Source organism: Streptomyces sp. NPDC052040 (assembly GCF_044548405.1).
In the GTDB taxonomy this organism is placed as follows: Bacteria; Actinomycetota; Actinomycetes; order Streptomycetales; family Streptomycetaceae; genus Streptomyces.
The window spans coordinates 175856-202215 of record NZ_JBIUBV010000010.1 but is presented as its reverse complement, the minus strand read 5'-3'; the positions used below and the strand labels follow the sequence as shown (position 1 = coordinate 202215).

Below are 26360 nucleotides of genomic sequence, written 5' to 3'. Positions count from 1 at the left end.
GGCGGGAGTCGACTGCCTGGCCCGGGAGGGGAGTTGTGAGCGGGATCACGTTACGGAGGCGGCCCGGCCCGGCCGTGCTCAGGGTCCGCAGGGCGGCCGGTACGAGAGCCGGGGCAGGTACTCGTGCCACCGTTCCGGGGTCAGCACGCCCCGGGTGACCGCGCAGATGTGCCGGATGGCCGCGTCGGCGTCCAGGCTCCACAGCCGGACCGTGTCCGAGCCGCTCGACACCCCGAGCACATGGCTGTTGGGGCTGAAGGACAGGAAGTTCCCGGTCTTGGCGTAGGGGCTCATCGACTGGCCGATCGGGCGGGCGGCCGACGGCCGGGTGACGTCCCACAGCCGTACGGTGTTGTCGTTGCCGCCGCTGGCCAGGGTGTGGCCCGACCGGCTGAACGTCAGCGAGGTGACCGCCTCGGTGTGGCCGGTGAGCGGGGGGCCGAGGCCGGTCGCCGTCCGCGGGTCGGTGACGTCCCAGAGCCGTACGGTGTCGTCGTCGCTGCCGCTGGCCAGGGTCCGCCCGTCGGGGCTGTACGCCAGCGCGTTGACGGGCCCGGAGTGCCCCGCGAGCGGGCTGCCGAGCGGGGCCGGACGCGCGGGGTCGCCCAGGTCCCACAGCCGGATGGTGTTGTCGGCGCTGCCGCTGGCAAGGGTGCGCCCGTCCGGGCTGAAGGCCAGGCTGTTGATGAAGCCCCAGTGGCCGGTCAGCGGCCTGCCCAGGGCGACGGCATGGGAGAGGTCGCTGACGTTCCACAGCTGGATGGTGCGCTGGTCGTAGGCAGTGGCCAGGATCCGGCCGTCGGGGCTGTACGCCAGCGCGTACGAGCCCATGAAGCGGGTCCGCAGCGCGAGACGCGGCCCGGTGACCACCGGGTGCGCGGGGTCGGTGACATTCCACAGATACACCGACTCGTTCGAGGTGAGCACCACGAGCGTGCGGCCGTCGGGGGAGAACACCAGCGACCGCTGGCCCCCGTCGGCGGGCATGAACGGCCGTCCCACGAGCACGGGACGCCCCGGCACCGTGACGTTCCACAGCCGGACCCGGCCGTCGCCCGCGGCCGTGGCGAGCAGCCTTCCGTCCGGGCGGAACACCCCGTTGCGGCCGGTGATGTCCGAGGTCGGCAGCGACCACAGACGCACCTTGCTGTCCCCGCTCCCGGTGGCCAGCGTCCGCCCGTCGGGGCTGAACCCCAGGGCGTACATCTCGCCGCTGCCGCCCGCGAGCGGCTCGCCGACCTGGGAGGGCCAGGCCGGGTCGCTGACGTTCCAGAGGCTGGCCGTGCTGTCCGCGCTGGCGGCGGCGAGCCGCCGTCCGTCGGGGCTGAAGGCCACCGACCAGATGGCGCCCGTGTGGCCGGTGAGCGGTGAGCCGATCGCCGCCGCGTGCGCGGGGTCGGAGACGTTCCACAGCCGGATGGTGTTGTCGGCACTGCCGCTGGCGAGGGTGTGCCCGTCGGGGCTGAAGGCCACCGAGTGCACCAGGTCCGTATGGCCGGTGAGCACCGTCGGCAGTGGCTTCGGACGGCGCGGATCGGCCGTGTTCCACAGCCGGACGGTGTTGTCGTCGCTGCCCGCCGCGAGGGTGCGGCCGTCGGGGCTGAACGCCACACAGCGCACCGCCGCCGTATGGCCGCCGAGCGCGCCGAGCGGCTTCGGCCGCCGCGGATCGGCGACGTTCCACAGGCGTACGGTGCGGTCCTCGCCCGCGGACGCCAGGGTGCGGCCGTCCGGGCTGAAGGCGACCAGATAGATCGTGCCCCGATGGCCGGTCAGGGGCTTTCCGAGCAGGGCCGGCCGGGCGGGGTCGGTCACGTCCCACAGCCGGATCGTGCCGTCGTCCCCGGCGCTGGCCAGGGTGTGCCCGTCCGGGCTGAAGACAGCGCTGCTCACCCAGCTCGTATGACCGGTGAGGGGATTGCCCAGCGGCTTGGGGCGGCTCCGGTCGGCCACGTCCCACAGGCGGACGGTCCGGTCGTAACCGGCCGTGGCCAGGGTCTTGCCGTCGGGGCTGAAGGAGGTGAGGTAGACGGCGCCCTGATGGCCGAGCAGGGGAGTGGCCAGAGGCGCGTTCACGATCGAGATCAGCCTGCTGTAGGCGCCCTTGTCGTCCGGCCGCAGGTCGCGGGCCACCAGGCTCAGCTGGGCGGCCAGCGAGGGATCCGTGTGCTGCACCCGGTCCGCCTCCGCGAGGACCTGCGCGTACACCGCGTCGTCCCGCTGCCGCCACGCCACCACCGCCGAACCGGCCGCGAGCACGGCGAGCACCACCAGTGCCGCCACGGCGGCCCGGGCGATCAGGACCGTGCGCTTGCGCAGCCCGGCCGAGGCGGCCAGGAACTGCACGGCGCTGCGGGTCAGCGAGGTGTCCCCGGCGGACTTCGCCCAGCTGCGGGCCTGTTCGAGCCGGGAGCCGCGGTAGAGCAGCGAGCTGTCCCGCTCCGAGGCCTCCCAGGCCCGTCCGTCCTCCTCCAGCCGCTGGCGCAGCAGATTGCCGTTGCGGTCCTCGTCGATCCAGTCGCGCAGCCGCGGCCAGGCGTGCAGCAGGGCCTCATGGGTGATCTCCACGGTCTCCGCGTCGAGCGTCACCAGCCGGGCCCGGACCAGCGCCTCCAGGGACTCGTCCGTCTTGCCGGGATCCGTCGACTCCTCCGCCAGCTGGCGCCTGGTCCCCCGGCGGCGGGTGGCCTGGGTGTCCTCGCCCAGCCGCACCAGACGGAGCAGCAGCAGCCGCGCGGCCGTACGGGCCGCCGGGTCGAGGCCCGACCAGGCCCGCTCGGCGGTCGCCGCCACCGCGCCCTGGATCCCGCCCGCCGCGCGGTAGCCCGCCAGCGTCAGCCGTCCCGCCTTGCGGCGCTGCCAGGTGGCGAGCAGGGCGTGGGACAGCAGCGGCAGCACCCCCGCGTTGTGGGCGCCGCGCGGACCGTCGGCGCCCACCTCACGGATGATCAGTTCGGCGAGCCCCGGCTCCAGTTCCAGCCCCACGGCCTTGGCCGGGCCCGTCACCGCCTCGCGCAGCTCCACGGCGGTCAGCGGTCCGAGCACCATGTGCCGGTGCTGGAGCGCGTCGGCCAGTTCGGGGTAGCCGAGGCACTCCTCGTAGAAGTCGGCCCGGATGCCGAGCAGGACCAGCACCGGGGCCTGCTCACCGGGGCGGCCCGGTGCGGAGGCGGCATGGAGGAGCTGGATGAAGGCGCGCCGGTGCGACTCGTCGGCGCAGAGGGTGAACGCCTCCTCGAACTGGTCCACGACGAGGACCGGACGAGGCGCCGGGGACCCCGTGCGGCACGCCCATTCCGCGACGGCTTCCCGCACGGCGCGGGCGAAGGCCGGGGTACCGGGAGGAGCGGCGACCGGCTCCGCGGCACGGAGCAGGGGCGCGATCAGGGGTGCGAGGGCGGGGATCCGGCGGGCCAGTTCCGCCAGGGGGTCACTTCCCGGTACGAGGTGCAGCACCTCCCGTGTCCCGTCGCCGTCCCCGCCCAGTGCGCCGTTTCCCAGCGCGGGCCCCAGTCCGGCGTTCAGCAGGGACGACTTGCCCGCTCCGGAGGCGCCCACGAGTATGACCGGACCGCCCGTCCGCTCCGCCGCCCGGAGTTGGGCGATGAGCGCCTCCGTGCTCCGCTCCCGTCCGAAGAACCACCCGGCGTCCTCCTGCCGGTAGGCGGCCAGCCCCCGGTACGGGCAGACACCGGCCACGGCCGGGGCCTCGGCCGGGAGCCGTTCCTCCTCCTCGACGGCCGTCTCGGGGCGGTCGCCGACCGGATCGGCCACCGCCCGCTCCCACAGCCGGTGCCACTGGGCCACGTCGTACAGGCCCTTGGACACCGGAGCGGGCCTTGAACGCCGCGCCTGGGGTATCAGGATCTGGAGCACCGCGGCGAGGGCGGTGAACTGGGCGGGCACGTTCTTGGCCCGTCGCCAGTCGCTGATCCGCTGGGCCGACACCCGTACGGGCCGCCCCCGTTCGTCGACCCGCTGCAATCGGTCGACCGCTTCGGCCACGCGCTTCAGGGGAGGGTTGCCGGCCTCCTTGTACAGCAGCGCGAGACGTTCCGCGAAGGCTGTACGTGCCCCCGAGTCGGAACTCAAGGCCTCCACTCCTTACTTCCCCCGCGGCTGGACTTCCGGACCGGAAAACTCACTTTATACGGCTGACCTGCGGTGAAGTCGCTTGTTTGACACCGGAACCTCCTCGGGGGGATGCACCGGCTGGCAGGATCAAGGAAGCACCGCGCATCGTCCGCAGGGGCCACCGGACCGGCGTCCGGGAGCCACACCGTGGCGCATGTTTCCGGTCGTTGCTGCCGGAGCCGTTGCAGCTGTTGCAGCCGTCGCGTCGAGCACGGGCCCGGACGTCCACCGGTCCGCGCCGTTCGGTACCGGTCCCCACGAGGGGAGGGACCGGTACCGGGCGCCGCCTCCTCCGTCTGCCGTTCGAAGAGGCCCTAGAGGTCGAGTACGACCTCGCCCACCGGCTCGCTGCAACAGACGAGAACGCTGCCCGCGTCCGGGAGTTCGAGGGGCGGCGTGGTGTAGGTGATGCCGCCCGAGACCAGAGGCGTGACACAGGTGTGGCACACACCGGTGCGGCAGGACCAGCGGGTCGGTACGTCGCAGGCCTCGGCGAGGTCGAGCAGCGAGGCATGAGCGGCCGACCAGGCGGTGGTGATGCCGCTGCGGGCGAAGGTGACGAGAGGTCCGGTGCCGGGCGGCCCGGGCGGCTGGTGCGGCCGGACCGCGGGCGCCGGTGCCACCCCGGGGGTGAGGGCGGGAAGCGCGCTGAACCGTTCCGTGCGGATCCGTTCGGGCCGTAGACCGTGGTCGCGCAGAAAGCCGCCGACCTCCTCCATGAAGGCGCTCGGCCCGCAGAGATAGGCGTCCGCGTCGGCGGGAAGGCCCAGCTCCGCGAGCGACCGGGCGGTCGGCCGTCCCGCGCTGACCCGGGGCCCGCCGGGAGGGGAGTCGGCCGCGCCGGTGTAGTAGATGTGCTCGTGGCCGTCGGGGAGCCGGGCCAGCAGTGCCCGCACCTCCTCCGCGAAGACATGGTGGGCGCGGTCATGGGCGACATGGATCCACCAGACGGGGCGTGCGTCCCGCGCGGCGGCCAACTGGTGGAGCATGGCGAGCACCGGGGTGGCGCCGATCCCCGCCGAGACCAGGACGACCGGCCGGGTGCCCGCTTCGAGGACGAACGTGCCGCGCGGACTGGCGATGTCCACGAGATCCCCGGGGCGGAGCACGGCGTTGAGGTAGCCGCTGACCCTTCCCCGGGGTTCGCGCTTGACGCTGATCCGGTAGATGCCGGACGAGGGCGCGGAGGACAGGGAGTAGCTGCGCACGGTGGGGGATTCCGCGCCGACGGCGATCCGGAGGGAGAGGTACTGCCCGGCGCGGGCCTCCGGCAGGGGCGTGCCGTCGGGGGTGCCGAGGTAGATCGACGAGACGGACGGTGTCTCGTGCACGATCCGGACCACCCGCAGGCGCTGGAAGCCCGCCCGGCCTGCCGTCTCCCCGTCCCGCCGGACATCTGTCCCTCCTGTTCCGCCCGGTGCTCCCGGGCCGCCCGGTGCCTGCTGGGGCTCTTGGGCGTGTTCGGCAGCGAGTTCCCGGAAGGACTGCTGCCAACCGGGGCTCAGCGCGGGGATGTTCAGCGCTCTGCGCAGCGTGGCGGGGTCGCGGCCGGGAAGGTAGAGCAGCGCATCGGTGTCGGCCACGCTGAGCGCCTCGGGTCCTCTGCGGGTCAGGGTGATCTCGTCGCCCGCCCGTACCCGCCCCTCGGCCAGGACCCGCAGATAGAAGCCCGGGCGGTGGTGGGCGACCAGAAGGGAGGCCATGGCGGGTTCGCCCAGGCGCATGCCCACCCGGTAGCAGGTGACCCGTGGCTGGGTGACCTCGAATTCCGCCTCCCCGATGCGGTACCGGTCGCCGATGCACACCTCGTCGTCGGGCAGTCCGTCGACGGTGAAGTTCTCTCCGAAGATCCCGACGGTGAGGTCGTCGCGCCCGAGTTGCCGACGCCAGTACGCGTAGGACTCACGCTGGTAGACGAGAACGGCACGCATCTCGCCCCCGTGCCCGGCCAGATCGCCCTGACCGTCACCCTCGATGTTCAGCCGTCGCACCATCCGGGGCCCCTGCACGGGAGATTTCCAGGCTCCGGTGTGGACGGTCCGTCCCTGCCAGGGGACGTCCTGGGGCATGCCTACGTTGACGGACAGCAGCATCGCCATCGCGGACCTCCTGCGAGGTGTCCGGCCGGAGGCGGCCTGGTGCGGAGGGTGGGGAGGGTGCGGAGCGGTGGTCCCTGCGCTCGGGCCGATCGTAGTTCTGGGCCGGTATCGCCGCACTCTGCACCAATGTTCCACGTGAAACACTGCGGGGCGCCTCGCGGACGCTCCCGGCGACCGGGCCTGCGGGTCTACTCGGCCGCGGTGTCCCGGGTGCGCTGGTAGTGGCGCCGTGCCTTCATGCGGTTGCCGCACACGGCCATCGAGCACCAGCGGGCCCTGTTGGTCTTGCTGCGGTCGATGAGGAACAGCCGGCACTCCGCGTTGTCGCACGGCCGCAGCCGCCCGGGCGCCGTCTCCTGGAGCGCGCTCCAGGCCATGACCGCCTCCACCGCCAACCGGCGTTCCGCGGGCACGTCCAGCTCCCATGCCACCCCGGCCGCCAGGACCCGGGGGCGGGAGACGACGCCCTCAAGCAGCGGCTCCAGCGATGCGGCGGACGCTCCGCCCCGCACCACCTCCTGCAACGCATCGCGCGCCTGGAGGAGGTACCGGCGCTCCCCGGCCGTGCCGCTGCCGCCGTGTTCCCGCTGCCAGGACCGTGCCGCCCCCGGATCCGCCAGCCGGTCCTGGACGGCCCCATGCACCACGGGTGCGCTGTTGAGCAGCTCCAGCAAGGCGTCCTGCCGCTCCCGGCCGCTGTCCGCCATCCTCGCCTCCTAACCCCATCGCTCCACTTGAAAGGTTAACCGACACTCCGGGCCGCCCGTGGCCGCCCTGGTCGCCCGACGCGCCCGCCATCTAACCCCTAAAGCATCCTTGACAGGTTATGCCCGCCGTGCTCGACTGAAGAGCGAAGTAACCACTGAAAGTGCTCGAACCAGTTAGATATGCGAAGGTGAAGGGAGCAAGAACATGACCACCCCCGCAGTCCACCACCGCACCGCCACCGTCAAGGGACTGGAGGTCTTCTACCGGGAGGCCGGGGACCCCCAGGCGCCCGCGGTCGTCCTGCTGCACGGCTTCCCGACCAGCTCGCACATGTTCCGCCGGCTGATCCCGGCGCTGGCCGACCGCTACCGGGTCATCGCCCCGGACCACATCGGCTTCGGCCAGTCCGCGATGCCCTCCCCCCAGGACTTCCCGTACACCTTCGAGGCCCTCACCGACGTCACCTCCGGCCTGCTGGGGGAGCTGGGCGTCGACCGGTTCGCGATGTACGTCCAGGACTACGGCGCCCCCATCGGCTGGCGGCTCGCCCTCCAGGCCCCCGACCGCATCACGGCGATCGTCACCCAGAACGGCAACGCCTACGAGGACGGCTTCGTCAAGCCCTTCTGGGACGGCGTCTTCGCCTACGCCAAGAACCCGGGACCGGACACCGACGGCCCCGTGCGCGCGGCCCTGACCCTGGAGGTCACCCGCTGGCAGTACCTGAACGGGGTCGCCGACCCCACCCTGGTCAGCCCCGACAACTGGGTCCACGACCAGGCCCTGCTGGACCGCCCCGGCAACGCGGAGATCCAGCTCGCGCTCTTCCGCGACTATCCCGCCAACGTGGACCTGTACCCGCGGGTGCACCAGTACTTCCGTGACTCCCGGGTCCCGCTGCTGGCGGTCTGGGGCGCGGGCGACGAGATCTTCGGCCCCGAGGGCGCCAGGGCGTACGGCCGGGACCTGCCCGACGCGGAGATCCATCTGCTCGACTCCGGCCACTTCGCCCTGGAGAGCCACTTCGGACCCATCACCGAGCACATCCGCGGCTTCCTCGGCCGCACCCTGCCCCGCCCCACCGGCTGATGCCGCTCCGCACCCGGAACGGGGTCAGACGGCCGCCGGGCGCGGGGACCCGCGGAAGACCTGGCTGGTGTGCCAGGTGCGGTGGGGCTCGGCGACGGGGCGGATGCCGGGCTGGGGGCCGATGAGCGGACGGCCCGCCAGGGCGGTGACATGGTCGCGGGCGGCGGTGCTGCGGCCGATGAAGCGTTGCGAGACCAGGATGCGGTGGCCGTCGCCCATGCCGAGGACCCCCTTGTCGAACAGCTTGTGGTGCAGGGAGCACAGGCACAGCCCGTGTCGACGTCGTCCGGCCCGTCGAACGCCCACCAGCGCACATGGGCCGCCTCCAGCCCGACGGGAGAGGTGCCGAGCATGCCGTCGTAGCCGCAGAAGGCGCACTGGTACTCGTAGGCGGTCAGCACCATCTCCCGCATCCGGCGGTCCCGCCCGCGCCTCCCGGGCGACGCGGACGCGTCCGTCTGCGCCGGTTCCAGTTCCAGGCCCACGGCCTCGCACAGGTCCTGGTGCAGCGACGGAGGGAAGTGCAGGTCCAGCAGCACCCTCGCCATCCGGCCCAGCAGCGACGGTTCGCGCAGCAGTTCGGCGCGCAGCCCCGGGGCGAGCCGTCCGGTGGCGCCGCCGGCCCGCAGCTCCCGTACCCCGGTGCCGGGGCTGCCGCCGCCGCGGTCGGTCCGCACCTCCCACACCCCGTCGCTGACGAGATGGTGGAAGGGGTAGGCGGGCGTGGTCACGCGCGCCGGACCGTACTCGGCCAGCAGCTGCTTCAGATCGGCCTCCACCGCGCTGTACGGCAGGGTGTCCCCGGCGTCCGCCTGGAACCGGCCCAGCGCGTACAGCAGCAGCAACGGCTTGTGCGGCGCGCGCACCCCGTCCCGGCTCCACTGCCTCAACCCGGCGGCGCGCTCCAGCCAATCCATGGCCGCTGATCGTAGCGGCACCCCGCCGGGCAGCGGGAGGTGCGGTGGACGGCGGGACCGCCCTCAGCTCTGGTCCGTCGCGGGCAGTACGGCCCGCAGGATCTCCTGGACGCGGTCCTCGATGTCCTTGCGGTCGTCGAGGACCCAGGAGATGTGCTGGGCGCCGAAGAAGGCCGAGACGAGGACGCGGGCGGTGGACTCGGGGGAGGCGGGCGCCGGGAGTCTGCCCTGCTGCCGGGCCTGGCGGAGCCACACCGTGAGGGACTCGGTGTAGCCGAGGTACGGCATCGGCATCTCGACGCCGATCAGGGAACGTTCGATCTGGAGCCGGGCCCCGGCCTGGACCATCGTGTCGTCGCGGAAGGCGACGGCGGTCCGCACCAGCAGCTCCGCCACCGCTTTCAGCGGCGGCAGCCCGGTCTCCTCCACCTCCTGCCCGATGACCCCGAGCACGTGGTAGAACTCCTCGGCCACCGCCTGGGCGAGCGCCTCCTTGTTGGCGAAGTGGAAGTAGACCGCCCCCTTGGTCACGCCCGCCAGTTCGGCCACGTCCTGCACGGTCACCGCGGGGAAGCCCTTGATCGCGAAGGCCTCCGCCGCCGCGTCGAGCACCTGGCCGCGCGTGCGCACCGCGCGTTCCTGCTTCAGCCCCGTGTCCCGGTGCCGGGGTGCGGTGCCCCGTCCGGGCCGGGACCTGGGGGCGCTGCGTTCCGCGGCCATGGCGTCCATCCCTTGTTCAGACTCTGATCTTCGCTTGAAATATACCTTCGGGAATGTATTGTAAGTGGCGGCTCGACGAGCTCAAGCCTCGTGCCGGTGTTGCTGTCTGCGTGAGTACTTCACTGGGGGTTCAGACCATGCATCAGCCTGTCGCCATACCTGTCACCAGATCCCTCGACCCGGGCACGGCCGCCCATGCCGAGACCTCCCGCCCGCGGCACCTCGCCCCGCATCCGGCGGCTCCCACGCTTCCCGGCCACCGACAGCTCAGCTATCTGCACGCCGTCCCGCGGCACATGGTGCACCGCGCCGCCATCGCGGAGGTCTTCCTCACCGACACCGTCCGCACCGGCGAGCACAGCTTCCTGGTCGCCGCGCAGTGGCCGCGCGACCACGCCCTCTACTCCCCGGGCAGCGACGGCAGCAGCGACCCGCTGCTGTTCATGGAGACGATCCGGCAGGCCCTGGTCTACCTCGCGCACGCCTACTACGACGTCCCCCTCGGCCACCGTTTCATCGGCTTCGACTCCGAGTTCGAGATAACCGACCCGGCCGCCCTGCACATCGGCGGCGAACCCGTCCCGGTGGTCCTCGAAGCACAGTGGGTCTGGGTCGGCAACCGTCCGCCGCATCGCTACGGCATGCGCCTGGAGGTCGTCCTCACAGTGGGCGGGCGGCCCTGCGGCCATGGCGCGCTGCATGTCGTCGCCGTGGACGACAAGCGCTACGCGCTGCTGCGCGGCCGGGGGGCCAAGCCGCGCGGTGTCGCCACCAGCGGCCCGGAACCGCGCCCGCTGCACCGCGCGCACCCGGCGGCGGTGGGCAGGCTGCGTGCCAAGGACTGCGTGCTGGTACGCGAACGCACCGAAGGTCCCTGGCAGTTGCTCATCGACGTGGAGCACCCGATCTTCTTCGACCACCCCAGCGACCATGTGCCCCTGATGGTCACCCTGGAGGGCTTCCGCCAGCTCGGCCATCTGCTGCTGCACCCCGGCGACACACCCCGGGACCCCGGACACACCCTGCTCGGCATGGAGGTCGACTGCCTGGCCTTCGGTGAACTGGACACGCCCATCGACCTGGTGGTGCGCGAGCGGGAGTCCGACCCCGTCTCCGGTACGACCCGGCTGACGCTGGACGCCGTCCAGGGCGGTGTCCGGCTCGCCGTGTGCCGGTCGCGCTGGGGAGCCGTCGACGTGACCGCGGGCGCCGTTCACCGGGCCGCCGCCGTCGCCTTCCCCGCCGCGTCCCACAGCCCGCGCACCCGCTCGGCCAGCCCGCGCCGCTCCAAGTCGGGCGCCGTGCAGTAGGCGCCCACCAGGATCACCATGGCGAGGTCGGCCAGGGCCGCGGCCGACGTCTCCTTCTCCTGTCCGTCGCCCGGCTCCGCGCTGTCCGCCATCTCGGCGGCCAGCGCGCGCAGATCGGCCAGGATCTTCGGCGGTTCGGCACCCACCGGTGCCTCGTCCAGCACCAGCCGCAGTGCCGCGTTGAACCGCACATCGGACTCGACGCGTTCGGCCAGCCCGCAGCACAGCGCCCGCAGCCGCTCGCGCACCGGAAGGTCCGTGGCCGCGTGCCGGGCGAGGATCTCGTCCACCACCTGGTCGAGGTGCTCGGTGAGTGCGCGGGCCAGGTGCTCCTTGGAGGCGAAGTGGCCGTACAGGGCGCCCTTGGTCAGTCCGGTGCGGGCCGCCACGTGCTGGAGGTTGGCGCGTGGGTAACCGTGCTGGACGAACTCGGCGGCGGCGGCGTCCAGGACCAGTTCATGGGTGCGCAGTGAGCGCGCCTGCTTCGCCATCGTGCGTCCCTTCGGTCGTGCGAGAGGTGGGGGGAACGGCCGGCACACAAATAATACCTTCTTGAACGCACTTTTTAAGTGCGGGATTCCGACAGGAGCACACACATGCCCTCCATCAGCACCCTGGCCGCGGTCGCCGAAAACGCCCCGTCCGGCGACCGGGACGGCCGGCTGGCCGGGCAGGTCGTGTCCGGACTGACCTCCGCCGGGCTGCCCCGGCACTTCGTCCCGCGCCGATGGGGCGGCGCCGAGGGCGGTTTCGCCTCCCTGCTCGCGGACGTGGCGGCGGTGGGCGAGGCCTGCACCTCGGCCGCGTGGGTCGGGATGCTCTGGGCCGTGCACGGGCGCTATGCGGCGCTGCTGCCCGAAGAGGGGCAGCGGGAGCTGTGGGGCGGCTCGCCCGATGTGCGGATCTCGGCCGCGCTGATGCCGCCCGCCGGGCTGGCCCGGCCCGTCGGCGACGGCTGGCGGCTGACGGGGTCCTGGGTGTGCGTCAGCGGGATCGCCAGCGCCGAATGGCTGCTGGTGGCCGCACCGGAGGCGGCCGAGTACGGGGGACGGGTGCGGGTGTTCGCCGTTCCGGCCGGGGCCGTGGAGACGGTCGGCACCTGGGACGCCACCGGGCTGCGCGCCACCGGCAGCCACACCGCCGTGGTGCGGGACGCCTTTGTCCCGCACCACCGCTCCTTCCTCCAGGCGGAGTTGCTGCGCGGCGCCGACGCCCCGGGTCTGGCTCGCTGCCACACCGTCCCGGCCCGGCTGGTCGGCGGCCCGCTGTTCTGCGCACCGGCGCTGGGCGCGGCCCGCCGGGCCCTTGCCGCGTGGTCGGAGTGGGCGGCGGGAAAGGCGCCCGGCGGCGGACGCCCGCACCGCGACAGCGCGGCGGTGCGCGAGACGCTCGCGGTGGCCTCGGCGCACATCGACGCGGCCGGGCTGCTGCTGGAGCGGGCCGCCCGCCGCGCCGACACCGAACCCGTCACCCCGGCCCTCGTCACCGGCAACCAGCGGGACGCCGCCGTGGCCGCCGGGCTGCTCACCGACGCGGTGGACCGGCTCTTCCGCACCGGCGGCGCCCATGTCCGCGAGGGCGGCGGCGATCTGAACCGGCTGTGGCGCGACGTCCACACGGTCGCCTCGCACGGCGTACTCCGCCTGGAGCCGGTGGCCGCCGCCTACGCCTCGGCCGTGCTCGACGCCGATGCCTCGGCCGTGGACGACGTCCCCGCCTCGGCCGTAGACCGCGTTGGCGCCTTCGTCGTGCCGGGCGCCGACGCCCCGGGCGTGCCGGGTGCCGATGCCCCGGCCCGTATCAGCGCCGCCTCCCGCTCCAGGTAGAAGCCGATCTTCCAGTCGAGGTAGCGCAGCGTGGAGTCGTACTCCCCGGGCCGGGCGCGCACCGACTCCCGGTGTGCCTCGAGGAGTTTGCGGCGGCCGGCGATCGTCGAGTCGCCCGCCCGGTACAGCTCGACGTAGTGGTTCATGTCGGCCGGTGACATCCCGGTGCTGCGCAGATGGTTCAGGAACTCCAGCCAGCGCAGATGGACCGGGCTGTAGGCGCGGCCCCCGTACGCGTCCTCCTGCGCGTCCTCGATCAGCCCGTGGTCCTCGTACCAGCGCAGCGTCCGGGCGTCGAGTCCGCTGATCCGGATCACCTCCTCCAATGAGTAGGTCTCGGCGTGACGGGTGGCTTGAGCGGTGGGGCGGCTGCCGTGCGTGGCCCGGATCGCGGCCATGGTGAACCTCCGTGTCAGTTGCGCCAGGACGTGGCGGGGCGGTGCGTGCTCAGGGCGGGGCGGTGCCAGGTGGGTCGGGTCCGGGCGGGCGCGGGCTCCTCCGTGGCAGGCGTCCGCCGGGCCAGTTCCATCAATACGGCGGTGGCCGCGGCCAGTTCCTCCGGAGTGGGCGCACCGCGCAGCACACGCAGGACGCGCAGGACGGGACCGCCGGTTTCGTCGCAGTGCATGCGACCATCATGCGCCACTTACATTCCTTCGTGAAGGTATTTTAATGGTGCTTTGCCTGGGTGGTGCGGACGGCTCTACGGACAGCGCTATGGACGGCCGTACGGACGCACGAAGGCCCCGGTCCCGGGAACGATCCCGGGCCGGGGCCTTCGTGGAGTGGTCGAGCGGTCGGCGGGGGAAGAAACGGCACCGCCCGGCCGTCCAGAGGCGTGTCGGACGCCCCTGAGCCTTGGCCGCTAGGCCTTGTCACCGGCCTTCTTGGCGAGCCGGGGCAGCAGCAGGGCGGTGGCCGCGGCCGTCGTCAGCAGCATCGCCACGCCGATCACAAAGCTGGTGTCGAAGCCCCGCTGGAAGTGCGAGGTGTCCGCGATCATCGCGCCGAAGGCCGCCACTGCGATGCAACTTCCCACCTGGCGGAAGGTGTTGAGCACCGCTGCCGCCGTGCCCGCCCGCTCGCCGTCGATGTTCTCCAGGATCGCCGCCGTCAGCGACGGCACGGCGAGCCCGCCGCCCAGGCCGATCGGGACCAGCAGCAGCACCGGGATCAGGTACGAGGTGTGCGAGGTGACCGTGAGCATCAGCAGCGAACCGGCGGTCATGACCAGCTGGCCGATGGTCATCGGCACCCAAGCTCCCCTGCGGGCAGCCAGTTTGACGCCCGCCATGTTCACGATGGAGATCAGCGCGCACATCGGGATGAACATCGCGCCGGTGCTGACCGGGGAGGCCCCGCGCACCTGCTGGAAGTACATGCCGAGCAGGAAGATGGCGCCGTAGAACACCGCGTTGATGGTGAAGCCCGCCGCCAGGCAGACGACCACCGTGCGGTTCTTGAAGATGCTCAGCGGCACCATCGGGTGCGCGCTCCGCGACTGCCTCACCACGAACACCGCCGTGGCCACGACCGCCAGCGCCAGCGTGCCCAGCACATCCGTGCTGCCCCAGCCCGCCCGGCCGCCCTCGATCACCGCGTAGGTCAGACCGGCGAGCGACGCCACGACCGACAGCTGGCCGAGCAGGTCGACCGGGGCTTCGCGGCGGGGCGAGGGGGTGATCCGGGTCAGCATGGCGAGACCGAGCGCGCCCACCGGGAGGTTCAGATAGAACACCGCACGCCAGCTCAGCCCGCTGGTGAGCATGCCGCCGATCACCGGGCCGACGGCGACCGCGACGGAACCGGCGGCCGTCCAGATCGCGATGGCCCGGGCCCGCTTGCCCGGGTCGGAGTAGGTCTGCCGGATCAGCGCGAGCGAGGCCGGCACCATCAGCGCGGCGGCGCCACCCTGCACCATGCGGGCACCGATCAGCGTGGCCAGGTTGGGTGCGATGCCGCAGGCCAGGGAGGCCACCGTGAAGGCGGCGAGCCCCCAGGCATAGGCCCGGGTGGCACCGATCCGGTCCGAGAAGGTGCCGGCCGACAGCATGAAGGCCGCGAACATCAGGGTGTAGCCGTCGACGATCCACTGGAGGTCGGCCATCGAGCCGCGCAGGCTGTGGGAGATGGCCGGCAGGGCCACATTGACGACCGAGCCGTCGAGGGAGATGACGAAGAACGCGAGCAGGGCTGCCGCGAGGACGGTGGTGGGGGAGCTGCGCCGCGGGGTGGACGGGTCGACGGTCGGTACGACCGGGCGCCGGTCGGTCCGCGCGGACCGGGTCAGGATGGCCATGGGAACTCTCCTTGGAAGCGGCCGAGTTGGTGGGGGGTGGGGGAGGGGCGGGACGCGGAGCGCGGTCAGGCGTCGGCCGGCGCGGAACGGCGGCGGCTGAGTTCGGCGAACCCGGGGTTCGTGCCGAGCACTCCGCCCTCGCCCCAGCGGTTCTGCGGAATCTCCTGGATGTAGACGGTGATCTTGTCGAGGGGCGCACCGATGACGCGGTGCACGGTGGCGGTCAGCTCCTCGATCAGCTCCTGGCACTTCTCGTCGGTCTGGTTCGGCCAGGTGGTCATGGAGAGGATGGGCATGGCGGAGCTCCTTCGGGCGGGAGGGCGGGAGAACGGCGGGCGGCACATGCAGGCGTTCGGGCGTGCGGGGGCGTGCGCGGCCGTGCGGGGCGTGTGAGCACGGGACTTGCGGGCGTGCGGGACTTGCGCGAGTACGGGACTTGCGGGCGTGCGGGGCGCTGCGGACGTACGGGCGTACGGCATGCGCGGGCGTTCGGGTGCGGGGTGCACGGGGTGTGCGCGGCGAGCGAGTACGGGGCTCATGGCCGCACCGGCTGCAAGGGCTGCACAGTCAGCGGCGTATGGCGTATGTGGCGATGGCGTATCGCGTACGGCGCTCGCGGGCGCAGTGGCGTCTGGGCGCAGCGGCGTACGAGCGGGGTGGTGGGGGTGGGGGACGGGCCCTAGAGGCCGGCCGAGGCGCCGCCGTCGAGGGTGATCGCGGCGCCCGTGACATGGCGGGCGGCCGGTGACAGCAGGAAGGCGGCGAGCCGGGCGACATCGGCCGGGGCCGCGAGCGTGCCCAGCGGTGTCTGGGCGGCGACCTGCGCGCTGACCTCCGCGCCGGTGGCGCCGGTGCGGTCGCCGATCGCCTGGGCGATCTCGTCCCACAGCGGGGTGCGCACGGCACCGGGGTCGAGGACATTGACCCGGACGCCACGGCGGCCCAGGTCCTTCGAGACGGACTTGGCGAAGGCGGCGAGTGCGGCGTTGACCGCGCTGTTCACCGGGAAGAGCGGGTCGGGGTCCTTGCGGAAGACCCCGCTGACCAGCACCACCGAGCCGCCGTCCGCCTCGGCCAGCGTGCCGGACAGCGCCCGGGTGAGCCGGACCGCGCCCATCAGCTTGCTGTTGAAGGTGGTCTGCCACATCTCGTCGGTCGTCTCGTCGAGCGGGGCCAGCGGGCCGTCGCCGGCCGTGTGCACCAGCCCGTCGACCCGGCCCAGTTCCCCGAGCAGCGCGGCGACCGTGGCGTCGACCGAGGCGGTGGAGTTGATGTCGGTCTCGTACGCGATCAGCCGACCGGCGCCGCCGGTGCGGGTGTTGACCTCGGCGCGGGTCCGCTCCAGCCGGGCGGCGTCGCGGCCGAGCAGGGCGACAGTGGCGTCGGAGCGGGCCAGTTCCTCCACCACGGCGGAGCCCATGCCGCCGGTGGCGCCGCTGACGACGATGACGGGGGCGACGGTGTCCACGGAATCCACGGAGTCCTCAATTCCCGGGGATACGCCCCCGATTGATCGGCCGTCAGGTCACGTCCTGTGACCCGGACCGAGCGGTCCGGCCTGACGATGAAGAAGGTAGCGGGGTTGAGAGACGGGCGCAACCATCTAGTTGGTTTTCGGCTGGCCGATACGTCGGGGCAGCACAAAGGGAGCCCGGGTGACCCGGACTCCCTTGCAGGTGAAGCGAGTGAACCGAACCGACGAGCCATCAGGCCGGCCGGTCGGGGAAGGCGATGGGGCGTCCGCCTCAGACGGACCCTTGCAGCACGTTGTCGATGATCGAGTGCCCGTGCGCCACGACACTGGCCCGCAGCAGGGCCCAGCCCGACTCCGTGTCGCCGTCCGGCCCCAGCATCAGCCGACGCTGCTGGGGCACGATGAACGGCCAGGACGCGATGCCGATGAGGGCGATGAGCACCCGGGCCGCTGCGGTGGGGTCGTCGACGCCGAGGGCGAGGCTGAGTGCGGCCGTCTTGTGGACGTAGTACGTCTCGCGCTCCTTCTCGTCCGGAATCGGCTTGTCCCGGTAGTGCAGACCCTCCCAGGCCAGCAGCCGCACCAGGTCGGACCGGCGGTGGTAGTCGAAGACCTCGCCGACGTAGGAGCGCAGCCCCTCCTCCGTGGTGGGGATGGGAACGGCCGCGGACATATGGGCGTACACCTTGGCCATCACGGCGGCGAACAGGGCTTCCTTGTTGCCGAAGTACGCGTAGATCCGCTGCTTGTTGACGCCGGAGCGTTCCGCGATGCGGTCCACGCGCGCGCCCGCGAGACCGTGCTCGGAGAACTCCGCCTCGGCGGCCTCCAGGAGCTTGGCGCGGGTCTGCTGTGCCTTGGGTGTCTCAGCCATGGGAGAAGCCTAGTACCCAGTGAAACCAACTGGATGGTTCAGAAAAACCAACTAGATGGTTGCGCCGCGCCCCGGCCGTCCTCTACGGTCCTCACATCGGCCCCGCCACCCCGGAAAAACCGAGGCGGAAGAGGCGGCAGGCCCTGTAAGTCAGCTGTTCCTGTTCAACGCTCCTCCCTTTCTGCGGCCCGCCCCTCGGGCACGGCCGCCCCATCAAGGAGAAACGCATGTCAGCCACAGCCACTCCCCGGACCCTGCTCCTCGTCGGTGACCGTTTCCTCGGATTCGCCGTTCAGGAGGACGTCCTCACCGTCTCGCAGTTCATCGAGAAAATGCGCCTCGGGCTGTACTCCTGGGACTCCCGGCCGGTCCGGGTCCGGGCGGGTCAGGGCGTCACCGCCGACGAGTGGGAACGCGTCCGCGGCGAGGCCCTCCTCCTCGGCCTGGCCGAACGGCTCGACCTCGACTTCAGGGCGCCGGACCTGGCGGGCCGCGGCGAGGCCCACAAGCACCAGAGCTGCAACACCCTCATAGCCGACCTCAGACGGGACGGCGAGGATCTGTTCTCCGCCTCGCTGCGGGTCCACAACGACAACGAGCTGCTCATCGACCACCAGACCGGCGAGCACGTCCAGGGCATGGTCGCCGTCGAGGCCGCCCGGCAGATGTTCCTCGCGGTCAGCGAGCGCTATCACGCCTCCCGCCACCGGGACCGCTCGTACTACTACGTCATCGAGTCGCTCAACACCGACTTCGAGAACTTCCTCTTCCCGCTCGACGCCACGATCGTCTACCACACGGTCCGCGCCGAACTGGACAACCCGGACCGGCTCTCCTTCGAGGCGGAGATCTCCCTCCACCAGGCCGGCCGCCGCGCCTCGATCACCACCGTGCGCTACACGGCCTTCGACTCGCCGGTCATCGAGGCCAAGGAGCACCGCAGGGCCCGGTCGGCCGTCGAGCACACGGTCCGCGCGACCACGGCGGCGACGCCCGCGCCCGCCACCCGGCAGCCGGTACTGGTCGGCGCCTGAGCCGCAGCCGCAACCGCGGCCGCAACCGCAGCCGCAATCGCAGCGGCGGTCGCAGCCGCAGCCGACGCACGACGCCCGAACTGACGCACCACAACACCGACTTCGCTCCACACCGCCATCACACAGGCCCCGAACCGGGACCCCCTCACACACCCAAGGAGACAGCCATGTCCGCTTCCGCTTCCGCTGCCCTGATCACCGCCACCGAGCTGTTCGCCAAGCCCGAGCAGATCGACGCCGTCGCCGAGGCCTGGCAGCGCCACAACGACGCGTCCGGCTTCGCGGGCCGCATCCTCTACCGCGGCCTGGAGAGCAACTCCGTGCTGGAGCTGGCCCCGCTGGACGGCTTCGAGCGCATGGAGGAGCTGCGCGCCGACTGGTGGAAGCTGTGGGAGGCCGTCGGCCCGCTCGGCGAGGGCGACTTCCGCCGCCAGTTCCTTCAGTTCGTCGAGGCGCCCAAGCCCGCCGCCGGGGCCCTCCCCGACACCCGGTATGTGCAGATGCGGCACGTCGAGGTCGTCCCGCGGGTCTACCGGCAGTACCGCGCCTGGCGCGAGGAGACCATCTTCGACGTGGTGCGCACCTCGGAGGCGGTCAAGAGCTTCCAGGCCTTCCACTCCCTGGCCAGCACCGAGCCCGGCGTGATGTTCGTGTCCGGCTTCGACGCGGACCCGGCGGCCTACATGGAGGCCTTCACCTCCCCGCGCTACCAGCAGATCGTCCGCGAAGCGGGCGACACCTACATCACCGGAGGCGACAACGGCCTGTACACCCGCATCTACGAGCGCGTCACCGCCGCCTGACCCCGCCCGCACACCCCACGGCCGGCCGCGGAGCCCCCTGTCACCGCCGCAAGGCACCCCGCGGCCGGCCGTTCGCACACGACGGACACCGTGCGCCCGCAGTTCCCTCCTCCACGGCCGCCCGTCCGCAGGCCTCGTCTCCGAGGAGCAGAAGGAGCATCCGACATGACCCTCTCACCCGTGGCCCCGGCACCCGTCGCGGCCGCCCCGATGACCCGGACCTACGACCTGAGCGTCACCACCCAGGGCCCGCTGTACCCGCCGAGCGAGATCGTGGACGAGAACGGCGACTTCGTCGTCATCGGCCGGGTCAACCGCCCTGCCGCCGACGGCTCCACCGTGTCCGAGTGGGGCGGCGCCGTGGTCTCCCCCGACAGCCCGCTGCCGCCACTCGGCCAGAACCTGCCGTACGACATCGTCCGCGAACTGGACCTCACCGACCCCACCGGACCGGACGCCCGGGTCCAGCTGCACACCCTGCCCCTCCCGCTGCCCTGCAACAACTACCCGATGCTCTTCGCCCCGGAGCAGCGCCCCGACGCACACGATGTGCGCCGCCCGAGCTATCCGCTGCACGGCGCCCCCATCCCGGACCTGCGGGAGGAGGACGGCCCGAAGGTGCGCGAGCCGATCACGCTGGGCCAGTGGATCAAGGCACGGGGCCAGCTCGAGGTCCATGTACCGGCGCACCGGCGCAGCGCGGACTTCTCGTTCGCCTTCACCGGCCTGATCCCGGACAGCCTCTACACGGTCATGTCGCTGCGCGAGCACGACCTCGACCCGGCGGGCCCCACTCGCCCCGGCCCGCTCGGCGTGCCCAACGCGTTCATCAGCGACAGCAACGGCATGGCCCACTACCGGGCGACGCTGCCCAACCCCTTCCCGGCACCGGGCACTTCGGGTGCGAACCGGGTGATCAACGTGGTCGTGCTGTGGATGAGCTACCAGCAGAACTACGGCGGTGCCATCGGCCACTTCGGCCTCGGCGGCGACATCCACGCCCAACTGAAGCTCCAGGGGCCGAGCTTCGGCGAGTTCACGACCGGCACGACCACCTGACGCCGTACGCCCTGCCCCGTACGCGCCATCTGACGCCGTACACGCCGCCCGACGCCGTACACGCCGCCCGACGCCGTACGTGCCACCTGACGCCGTACGCGCCGCTCGGCGCGTGTGCGTGCCGTAGACACAAGGCCGCCCTCGCCCGCCAGGCACCGCAGTCCTCGCGCGCCCGCCCCCTCACCACCCCACCCGGGAGTGACCATGAACACCGCGATCGGCATCATCGCCACCGGCTCCTATCTGCCCGCCACGGTCGTCGACAACGCGCAGGTCGGCGACGCGGCCGGAGTGACCGCCGAATGGATCGAGCGCAAGACCGGCATACGACGGCGGCACCGCGCCGCCCCCCACGAGGCCACCTCGGACCTCGCCGCCCACGCGGCCCGGCAGGCCCTGGAACAGGCGGGCCTGACGCCCGACGAGATCGCGTACATCGTCGTCGCGACCTCCACCCCCGACCATCCCCAGCCCGCCACGGCGGCCATCGTCGCGGACCTCATCGGCGCCCGCCGGGCCGCGGCCTTTGACGTCAACTCGGTATGCAGCGGCTTCATGTTCGCGCTGACGGCCGCAGACCGCATGCTGCGCACGGACGCGGCCGAAGCGGCGGCCGATGGCCAGTCGTCCGGGCTGACATCCGGGCTGACATCCGGGCAGGCGTCCGGGCTGACATCCGGGCAGGCACCCGGGCGGGGACCAGGACAGGGACAGGGACAGGGACAGGGACAGGGACAGGGATTGGGACAGCGGCCGGGAGACGGGCCGGGAGACGGGCCGGGACACGGACCCGGGCAAGGCCCGTACGCCCTCGTCATCGGCGCGGACATCTACTCCCGCATCCTGGACCCGGCCGACCGCAAGACCGCCATCCTGTTCGGTGACGGCGCGGGTGCCGTGGTGCTCGGCCCGGTGCCGGCCGGTAACGGCCCCATCACCACCAGCCTCACCACCCGCGGCGACCAGCACCGGCTGATCAGCGTCCCGGCCGGTGGGAGCAGGCGGCCCGCCTCGGCGGACACGCTGGCGGAGGGGGCGCACTGGTTCACCATGGACGGGCGTGGCGTCCGCGGGTTCGTCCAGGAGAACCTGCCGTCCGCGGTCCACACCCTGCTGGACAAGGCAGGGGTGCCCGCCCGCGCGGTCCGCCACTTCGTCCCCCATCAGGCGAACGGCGTGATGCTGGCCGAGGTCTGGCCCGCGCTCGGCCTGGACTCGGCCCGGATGCATCTCGCCCTGGCCCACCACGGCAACACCGGCGCCGCCTCGGTCCCGATCACCCTCGATCTGGCCCATCGCCGCGGCCTGTTCACCGAGGGCGATGTGACCGTGCTGTCGGCCTTCGGCGGCGGAATGTCGGTGGGTTCGGCCTTGCTGCGCTGGGCTCCCACCCGCCACGCCCGCCCGGCCAGGACCCGCACGGAAACGCACGCCCCGGCGGCACCGGCACGGAAGCCCGCACTGGCCGGGGCGCGATAACCGGACCCTGCACCAACCCGCAAAGGAACAACGGCAAGCGCCCACATCACACCCCCGAACCAGCAGCGGAGAAAAGTACGCACCCCCCACCAGCACCCAGGAGAAGCAGTGACCACCACGGAGACCCCCGCCCAACGGACCACCCCCGCCCCCCGACCCTCCGGATCCCCCCGCTCCCGCCTGTGCGTCCTCACCAACGGCAGCATCGCATCGGTCCGGCACAACGGCCGTTGGTACCTGCTCAACACCGGGCCGGAGGTGAAGAGCCCCGTCCTGCGCCTGGCGGGCGACGCCGACGACGCGGGGCTGGAGCCACACATCTGCCGCAGCATCGACTGACCCCACACATGCCCCCGCGCACACGTCGGGGGACGGCGGGCCACAACCCCGACCGTCCCCCGACACGCTCATGTACCGCCATGCCCGTGCAGGACGCCCGCGCTCAGCTCATCGGCCGGGCGGCAGCGCGCACGGCTCCGAGCAGTCCGCGCAGTGCTCGTCCTGGCCCATGGACCAACAGGCGAGCGCACACCCGGACACGGCGGCCCCGGCCCGTTCCACCCGCCCCGCGAGATAGGCCCGTACGGCAGGGTCGTCGCCGACGCCCCGGGGACGTCCGACGCAGTCGAGCATGGGGAAGTCCGAGGGATGGTCCCCGTAGGCGTAGCAGTCGAGCGGGTTGACGCCGGGGTGTTCGGCCAGCATCCGCAGCACCGCCGCCCGCTTGCCCTCGCCGATCACGGGTTCGGGTACCTCACCGGTGTAGCGGCCGCCGGCCACGTCCGGGGTGGTGCACAGGACATGCCGGGCGCCGATGTGCGCGGCGATGGGCTCCAGGCAGGGAGGGAAGGAGCCGGAAACGAGCACGATCTCGGCCCCGGCGGCACGGTGCCGCGCCAGCTCGGCCACGGTGGACGCGATGAAGAACCCCGGGTCCGCGACGGCGAGGGAGAACCACTCCCTGCCAAGGGCAGCCATCTCGGCCGCACTCTCACCGGCGTAGGAGCGGTAGTAGAGGCGATTGACAGCCTCGCGGGGCGTACCCGAGTCGGCCCGCCGCCTGATGTCCCCGTGCAGGGACCGATAGCGCTCCTCACCCGCGTCCCCGAAGCGCCGCACCAACTGGAAGCGCAAGAACTCGAACATGCTCTTGCAGCCGATCAGAGTCTCATCGACATCGCAGAACACCAGATACCCAGGCCGATGCCCACCCCCCACCGACACACCGACGCCCGCGTCCACCCCGCCGGCCACATCCGCCGTCTCCGCCATGACTGTCATGCCTCAACCTCCCCCTGAACGCCCGACAGAACGCCGAGCCCCAAAAAATTCGTTCTGGAAGGTATCATTAATCGACGGCCGCGGGGAGGGCTTGCACGGAAGGCTGAACACCACTTCGGTCGGCCAGCCCCTCCGCTCTTGACAGCCAGTGGCCGCCGTGCCGGCACTCGCGGAAGAAGCGCCCCTCACAGGCAGGCCGGAGAGCTGGATCCCGGAGCCACCGCCCTAGTGGCTCCCAAAAAACAGGGCGCAGAGAAAATCAGGACCGGCTCTGATCCCTCAGCGCCGGTCCTGACCTGGTTTGTCATCGTTGGGGTGGAGGATTGGACTATGACCTTTTACCGGTCAGTCCAGTACCGCCTCCTGGCACTCCTCGGATTCCGCATCGTCCCCCTCTGGCGCACCGTTATCCGTTGACCTGCGCCGCAGGTTCTCCACGTCAGTCAGGATGCCGACCAGCAGTTTGTGCAGGCTATCCAGCTGGCCCGCCGGGACGACAGGAGTGTGGTCCCCGATTTCCGGCTCCAGAGCGTGCAGATGGTCGAGAGCGTCCCGGGCACCCTGCACCCCGAGGTGAAGGGCCTTGCGGTGCGCGGCGGCGCGCTGGCTGGGAGGCGGCGTAGCGTCTTCGGCACGGGGAGCCGGGATGGTGACGGTAGCCAGAGCATCCACGCTCCCGTGAGCAGCGCCGTGCTGGAAAAGCGCCGACGCCGGGTCCGTGGTGACGGGCTCCTCACCGGAAGCGGCACTTGCGGAGGCGCTGCCGTCGGCCAGCGCCACCTCAGCGTTCGGCGAGGATGCTGCCGGAACCCCAACAGGCGGCGGACCGATCAGCGTCAATGGTGGTACGGCCTGCGCCGCGCGGGCCGGGGCGGAAGCCGCGACGACATCCCACTCATACAGCGGAAGCGGCACGCCATTTGCATCGCGGGCGATATGGTCCGGTGCGTCGAGATCGACTTTGAAGTACACGTACGGCGGCTCTGAGGATGCGGACGACTCCTTGCCGGTCAGGCTCTGCCTGGGTACGGAGTTCTGCGGCAGGTCGTCACCGCGGAACGTGTTGGCTGCCAGCGCGAGGGTCCACAGGCCGAGTTCATTCGTCGGCCGTGAGAGCCCCTCGATGATCTTGTTCACGTCCGACCGGAAGGGGACGCCGCCCTTCTCCTTCTTGACCCCCAGCGAAGACCCCACGTTCCTGGTAAGGAGCTTGTCGGCGATCAGTGCGGTACCGCCGGCCACTGCCAGGGTGTGGCGGGCGTCGTCGTCCCCATTCATCGCTGGTGCGATCAGCTCGGTGAAGTCGTCAGTGGGCCGCGGAGTCCAGCCCTGGGTGACGTCGTTCGACAGCACACCACCGTTGTTCCAGGCGTTGCGTGCCTGCTTGGTGACGAGCTTCTTCTTTGCCCGCCAGGGCAGGTCAATGATCGGGCCAAGCAGCTCGCCGAACCCCTTCATGCTCATCCGCTGGCCGCCCTTGATGGCCTTGGCCTGGTCCTTGAGAAGCTCGAGGAGATCCGGCTGGGTCAGGGCGCTGACCAAATAGACGGCGCGCCATAGAGCGGTTCCGGGAGGAGCCGGATCGTCTCCGAATACCTGGGGAAGCTCAGACACGGGAATGCGGCCGACGGCAAGGCCGTACACCGCTTGGAGGTCGGCCGTATTCCAACGCGGGTCGCCCTGCTGGATGATCCGCTTCAAGGCTCGGGTGATGATCTCGACATTTTGTGCCGCCGCGTCCCACTGCTTGAACTCGACGTGCACTGACGCCAGTACGGAACGAACGGCGTCGTCAAAGATGTCCTCGGCAGACAACACCCGGCCTTCATGTCCCTCGATGCCGACGGCGATCTGCGCCGGAACGACGTAGGACTGGGCGATCTGAGCGGCACGGAGCCCGGGCGTCGCCCCCTTCATCTCATCATGGAACTCTTGCTGAATTTCCTGTCGCCACCCAGCTCGGCTGGCGGCCAGTCGCTGGCCGAGGCCGGGTCCCGCAGCCATCCCTGCCGCGGAAGCGCTGCCGAGCAGCGCGTCGGTGGCCAGGGTGGCTACCTCGGCCGGGTCGGCATCGTGCCCGGCCAGCACCGCCCAGGCACTGGCGAGTCGGGTGATGCCGTCACGGACGACAAGGAGGTGGATCGGCTCTGAGCCGTCCTCGAAGGCGACCTCGACGGGGTGGGCGATCAGGTTGCGGGTGACGGAGCGCGTGAGGATGGAGGTTGCGTAGGTGTTGAGCGAGAGGGTCGCGTGGATGGTTTGCCACACATGGTTCCGCAGGTGGATCAGGTCTTCGTAGAGGTACTGGATGATCGCACCGGGACGCCCCTCATGAGTGATTCCGTGCACCTGCGGGTCGGGTACCTCGGATACCTCCATGCCGGTACGAGGCTGGAGACCGGGGAACAGCTCGCTCAGCAGGACGCGGGTGACAACCGACCGCAGAGTCGCACCTTCGACGTTCTCGACCATCAGGAGACCCGAGGGGTCATCCGTCGTCGGACTGAGCTGAACTGCTAATGCGTCAGGACGAGTTGTTGCGCGCGCTAAGGCTCTCCACGCAGTGTCGGGCAGCCATGCGCTCGCATTGGACCGGCCTGCTGCGGTCACCGCCGCGGCATGGCTGTCCGTCGAGTCGGGAGGGAGATGGGGCGAGATGTTGGTGACCCGGATCGGGTCTGTCCCCCAGACGATGTCGATGGAAAAGGCAGAGGGTTGGTCAATGGTCATGGGTAGAGATCTCCAATATGTGGTCCGAAGTGGCTCGCGATGGCTATCGCGAAAGGTTCCGGGGTGCGTGAACTCGCTGTCCGGGTCGACATTCCGAGTGGCCTTCCGAGACGCCTTCATCTGGCGAGGAAACTCTGATATAGGATCGGTAGACCTGCCGCTCATGTCCCGTCGGACGACAGTTCTGATAAGCGGCGTAGGTCTCAATTTTTAGGGGTTTCAGGATCAGCCTGACCTCAGTCGGACGACAGAGAAGAGCCCCAGTACGGTTGATTCTGGGGGCAAGGTGTGAGTTTCGGACCTTCCGTGGCGAGGTAATGCCAGGTAATCCCTCAGCCGGTATGGATGAGCTCAGTGCCGGGGGTCGCCCGGTGAGCCAAATGCACAGCCAGCGAAGCATTTTTTGCGTGCCGACTATGACCGCAGGATTCCACACACAGGGCGCGTATTTCTGCGGTGTAGCTCATTCGTAACCTTTGACGGCGGGGGTTTCCTGAAATCGGATGGCGGGACATTATCCGCAT

20 protein-coding genes and 2 pseudogenes are annotated in these 26360 nt (G+C 71.3%); 8 read left to right on the top strand and 14 right to left on the bottom strand.

What is annotated here, in order from left to right:
- Positions 1 to 78: 78 nt before the first annotated feature.
- From ACIHAA_RS21450 to ACIHAA_RS21440, 3 genes are all read right to left on the bottom strand, one after another.
- Positions 79 to 4101, bottom strand: coding sequence for an AAA family ATPase (locus tag ACIHAA_RS21450; RefSeq protein WP_399819440.1), 4023 nt, complete (start codon positions 4099 to 4101; stop codon positions 79 to 81).
- 347 nt (positions 4102 to 4448) lie between these two features.
- A complete protein-coding gene (locus tag ACIHAA_RS21445; RefSeq protein ID WP_399819438.1) occupies positions 4449 to 6233 on the bottom strand; it encodes an MOSC domain-containing protein in 1785 nt (594 codons plus the stop codon).
- Between the two features lie 188 nt (positions 6234 to 6421).
- Positions 6422 to 6940 carry a CGNR zinc finger domain-containing protein gene (locus tag ACIHAA_RS21440; protein ID WP_399819436.1) on the bottom strand — a complete coding sequence of 173 codons (519 nt, stop codon included), beginning with the start codon at positions 6938 to 6940 and terminating at the stop codon, positions 6422 to 6424.
- Between the two features lie 205 nt (positions 6941 to 7145).
- On the opposite strand from ACIHAA_RS21440, the gene ACIHAA_RS21435 reads away from it, so the two are divergent.
- Positions 7146 to 8030, top strand: coding sequence for an alpha/beta fold hydrolase (locus ACIHAA_RS21435; protein ID WP_399819434.1), 885 nt, complete (start codon positions 7146 to 7148; stop codon positions 8028 to 8030).
- 24 nt (positions 8031 to 8054) lie between these two features.
- Here the strand turns inward: ACIHAA_RS21435 and ACIHAA_RS21430 are convergent.
- Positions 8055 to 8947: pseudogene (locus ACIHAA_RS21430) on the bottom strand (phosphorothioated DNA-binding restriction endonuclease).
- 63 nt (positions 8948 to 9010) lie between these two features.
- Positions 9011 to 9667 carry a ScbR family autoregulator-binding transcription factor gene (locus ACIHAA_RS21425; RefSeq protein WP_399819432.1) on the bottom strand — a complete coding sequence of 219 codons (657 nt, stop codon included), beginning with the start codon at positions 9665 to 9667 and terminating at the stop codon, positions 9011 to 9013.
- A gap of 137 nt (positions 9668 to 9804) precedes the next feature.
- Here ACIHAA_RS21425 and ACIHAA_RS21420 point away from each other — a divergent pair, with 137 nt between their 5' ends.
- Positions 9805 to 10977, top strand: coding sequence for a ScbA/BarX family gamma-butyrolactone biosynthesis protein (locus tag ACIHAA_RS21420; RefSeq protein ID WP_399819430.1), 1173 nt, complete (start codon positions 9805 to 9807; stop codon positions 10975 to 10977).
- Here the strand turns inward: ACIHAA_RS21420 and ACIHAA_RS21415 are convergent.
- On the bottom strand, positions 10881 to 11468 hold the full coding sequence (locus tag ACIHAA_RS21415; protein ID WP_399819429.1) for a TetR family transcriptional regulator: 588 nt from the start codon (positions 11466 to 11468) through the stop codon (positions 10881 to 10883). The two genes, ACIHAA_RS21420 and ACIHAA_RS21415, sit on opposite strands and share 97 nt — an antisense overlap.
- Before the next feature lie 105 nt (positions 11469 to 11573).
- Between ACIHAA_RS21415 and ACIHAA_RS21410 the strand changes: the two genes are divergently transcribed.
- Positions 11574 to 12803 carry an acyl-CoA dehydrogenase family protein gene (locus tag ACIHAA_RS21410; protein WP_399819427.1) on the top strand — a complete coding sequence of 410 codons (1230 nt, stop codon included), beginning with the start codon at positions 11574 to 11576 and terminating at the stop codon, positions 12801 to 12803.
- Between the two features lie 149 nt (positions 12804 to 12952).
- Here ACIHAA_RS21410 and ACIHAA_RS21405 read toward each other — a convergent pair.
- The 6 genes and pseudogenes from ACIHAA_RS21405 to ACIHAA_RS21380 form a co-directional block, all read right to left on the bottom strand.
- Positions 12953 to 13201, bottom strand: a pseudogene (locus ACIHAA_RS21405) (MerR family transcriptional regulator); the annotation flags it as partial.
- Between the two features lie 14 nt (positions 13202 to 13215).
- Positions 13216 to 13431 (bottom strand): acyl-CoA carboxylase subunit epsilon, encoded by a 216-nt coding sequence (locus ACIHAA_RS21400; RefSeq protein ID WP_399819425.1) that lies wholly within the window; start codon positions 13429 to 13431, stop codon positions 13216 to 13218.
- Between the two features lie 237 nt (positions 13432 to 13668).
- Complete coding sequence (locus ACIHAA_RS21395; protein WP_399819423.1) at positions 13669 to 15102, bottom strand: MFS transporter; 1434 nt, start codon at positions 15100 to 15102, stop codon at positions 13669 to 13671.
- A 65-nt stretch (positions 15103 to 15167) separates the two neighbouring features.
- Positions 15168 to 15398: a 4-oxalocrotonate tautomerase family protein gene (locus ACIHAA_RS21390; RefSeq protein WP_399819421.1), complete on the bottom strand. Its 231-nt coding sequence runs from the start codon at positions 15396 to 15398 to the stop codon at positions 15168 to 15170.
- A 383-nt stretch (positions 15399 to 15781) separates the two neighbouring features.
- Complete coding sequence (locus ACIHAA_RS21385) at positions 15782 to 16579, bottom strand: SDR family NAD(P)-dependent oxidoreductase (protein ID WP_399819419.1); 798 nt, start codon at positions 16577 to 16579, stop codon at positions 15782 to 15784.
- Positions 16580 to 16847: 268 nt separating this feature from the next.
- The gene (locus ACIHAA_RS21380) at positions 16848 to 17450 is read right to left on the bottom strand and encodes a TetR/AcrR family transcriptional regulator (RefSeq protein ID WP_399819417.1); all 603 of its coding nucleotides are present in this window, start codon (positions 17448 to 17450) and stop codon (positions 16848 to 16850) included.
- Positions 17451 to 17677: 227 nt separating this feature from the next.
- On the opposite strand from ACIHAA_RS21380, the gene ACIHAA_RS21375 reads away from it, so the two are divergent.
- From ACIHAA_RS21375 to ACIHAA_RS21355, 5 genes are all read left to right on the top strand, one after another.
- Entirely contained in the window at positions 17678 to 18484 is an 807-nt protein-coding gene (locus ACIHAA_RS21375) for an AfsA-related hotdog domain-containing protein (RefSeq protein WP_399819415.1), read from the top strand.
- 167 nt (positions 18485 to 18651) lie between these two features.
- The gene (locus tag ACIHAA_RS21370) at positions 18652 to 19287 is read left to right on the top strand and encodes a hypothetical protein (protein WP_399819413.1); all 636 of its coding nucleotides are present in this window, start codon (positions 18652 to 18654) and stop codon (positions 19285 to 19287) included.
- Between the two features lie 165 nt (positions 19288 to 19452).
- Positions 19453 to 20346, top strand: a complete 894-nt coding sequence (locus ACIHAA_RS21365) for a hypothetical protein (RefSeq protein WP_399819412.1) — start codon at positions 19453 to 19455, stop codon at positions 20344 to 20346.
- Between the two features lie 204 nt (positions 20347 to 20550).
- A complete protein-coding gene (locus ACIHAA_RS21360) occupies positions 20551 to 21825 on the top strand; it encodes a 3-oxoacyl-ACP synthase III family protein (RefSeq protein ID WP_399819410.1) in 1275 nt (424 codons plus the stop codon).
- A gap of 108 nt (positions 21826 to 21933) precedes the next feature.
- Complete coding sequence (locus tag ACIHAA_RS21355) at positions 21934 to 22164, top strand: hypothetical protein (protein ID WP_399819408.1); 231 nt, start codon at positions 21934 to 21936, stop codon at positions 22162 to 22164.
- Between the two features lie 108 nt (positions 22165 to 22272).
- Here the strand turns inward: ACIHAA_RS21355 and ACIHAA_RS21350 are convergent, their stop codons facing one another.
- Both ACIHAA_RS21350 and ACIHAA_RS21345 read right to left on the bottom strand, forming a co-directional pair.
- Positions 22273 to 23106, bottom strand: coding sequence for an HAD family hydrolase (locus tag ACIHAA_RS21350; RefSeq protein WP_399819406.1), 834 nt, complete (start codon positions 23104 to 23106; stop codon positions 22273 to 22275).
- A gap of 345 nt (positions 23107 to 23451) precedes the next feature.
- On the bottom strand, positions 23452 to 25836 hold the full coding sequence (locus tag ACIHAA_RS21345) for a hypothetical protein (RefSeq protein ID WP_399819404.1): 2385 nt from the start codon (positions 25834 to 25836) through the stop codon (positions 23452 to 23454).
- Positions 25837 to 26360 lie beyond the last annotated feature (524 nt).

What these genes read in the sequence shown, in the direction of transcription:
- ACIHAA_RS21360 (WP_399819410.1), top strand. Translation starts at nt 20,551, where the DNA reads ATGAACACCGCGATCGGCATCATCGCCACCGGCTCCTATCTGCCCGCC.
- ACIHAA_RS21370 (WP_399819413.1), top strand. Translation starts at nt 18,652, where the DNA reads ATGTCCGCTTCCGCTTCCGCTGCCCTGATCACCGCCACCGAGCTGTTC.
- ACIHAA_RS21365 (WP_399819412.1), top strand. Translation starts at nt 19,453, where the DNA reads ATGACCCTCTCACCCGTGGCCCCGGCACCCGTCGCGGCCGCCCCGATG.
- ACIHAA_RS21420 (WP_399819430.1), top strand. Translation starts at nt 9,805, where the DNA reads ATGCATCAGCCTGTCGCCATACCTGTCACCAGATCCCTCGACCCGGGC.
- ACIHAA_RS21380 (WP_399819417.1), bottom strand. Translation starts at nt 17,450, where the DNA reads ATGGCTGAGACACCCAAGGCACAGCAGACCCGCGCCAAGCTCCTGGAG.
- ACIHAA_RS21390 (WP_399819421.1), bottom strand. Translation starts at nt 15,398, where the DNA reads ATGCCCATCCTCTCCATGACCACCTGGCCGAACCAGACCGACGAGAAG.
- ACIHAA_RS21395 (WP_399819423.1), bottom strand. Translation starts at nt 15,102, where the DNA reads ATGGCCATCCTGACCCGGTCCGCGCGGACCGACCGGCGCCCGGTCGTA.
- ACIHAA_RS21415 (WP_399819429.1), bottom strand. Translation starts at nt 11,468, where the DNA reads ATGGCGAAGCAGGCGCGCTCACTGCGCACCCATGAACTGGTCCTGGAC.
- ACIHAA_RS21425 (WP_399819432.1), bottom strand. Translation starts at nt 9,667, where the DNA reads ATGGCCGCGGAACGCAGCGCCCCCAGGTCCCGGCCCGGACGGGGCACC.
- ACIHAA_RS21345 (WP_399819404.1), bottom strand. Translation starts at nt 25,836, where the DNA reads ATGACCATTGACCAACCCTCTGCCTTTTCCATCGACATCGTCTGGGGG.
- ACIHAA_RS21350 (WP_399819406.1), bottom strand. Translation starts at nt 23,106, where the DNA reads ATGACAGTCATGGCGGAGACGGCGGATGTGGCCGGCGGGGTGGACGCG.
- ACIHAA_RS21375 (WP_399819415.1), top strand. Translation starts at nt 17,678, where the DNA reads ATGTCAGCCACAGCCACTCCCCGGACCCTGCTCCTCGTCGGTGACCGT.
- ACIHAA_RS21410 (WP_399819427.1), top strand. Translation starts at nt 11,574, where the DNA reads ATGCCCTCCATCAGCACCCTGGCCGCGGTCGCCGAAAACGCCCCGTCC.
- ACIHAA_RS21445 (WP_399819438.1), bottom strand. Translation starts at nt 6,233, where the DNA reads ATGGCGATGCTGCTGTCCGTCAACGTAGGCATGCCCCAGGACGTCCCC.
- ACIHAA_RS21435 (WP_399819434.1), top strand. Translation starts at nt 7,146, where the DNA reads ATGACCACCCCCGCAGTCCACCACCGCACCGCCACCGTCAAGGGACTG.
- ACIHAA_RS21400 (WP_399819425.1), bottom strand. Translation starts at nt 13,431, where the DNA reads ATGCACTGCGACGAAACCGGCGGTCCCGTCCTGCGCGTCCTGCGTGTG.
- ACIHAA_RS21440 (WP_399819436.1), bottom strand. Translation starts at nt 6,940, where the DNA reads ATGGCGGACAGCGGCCGGGAGCGGCAGGACGCCTTGCTGGAGCTGCTC.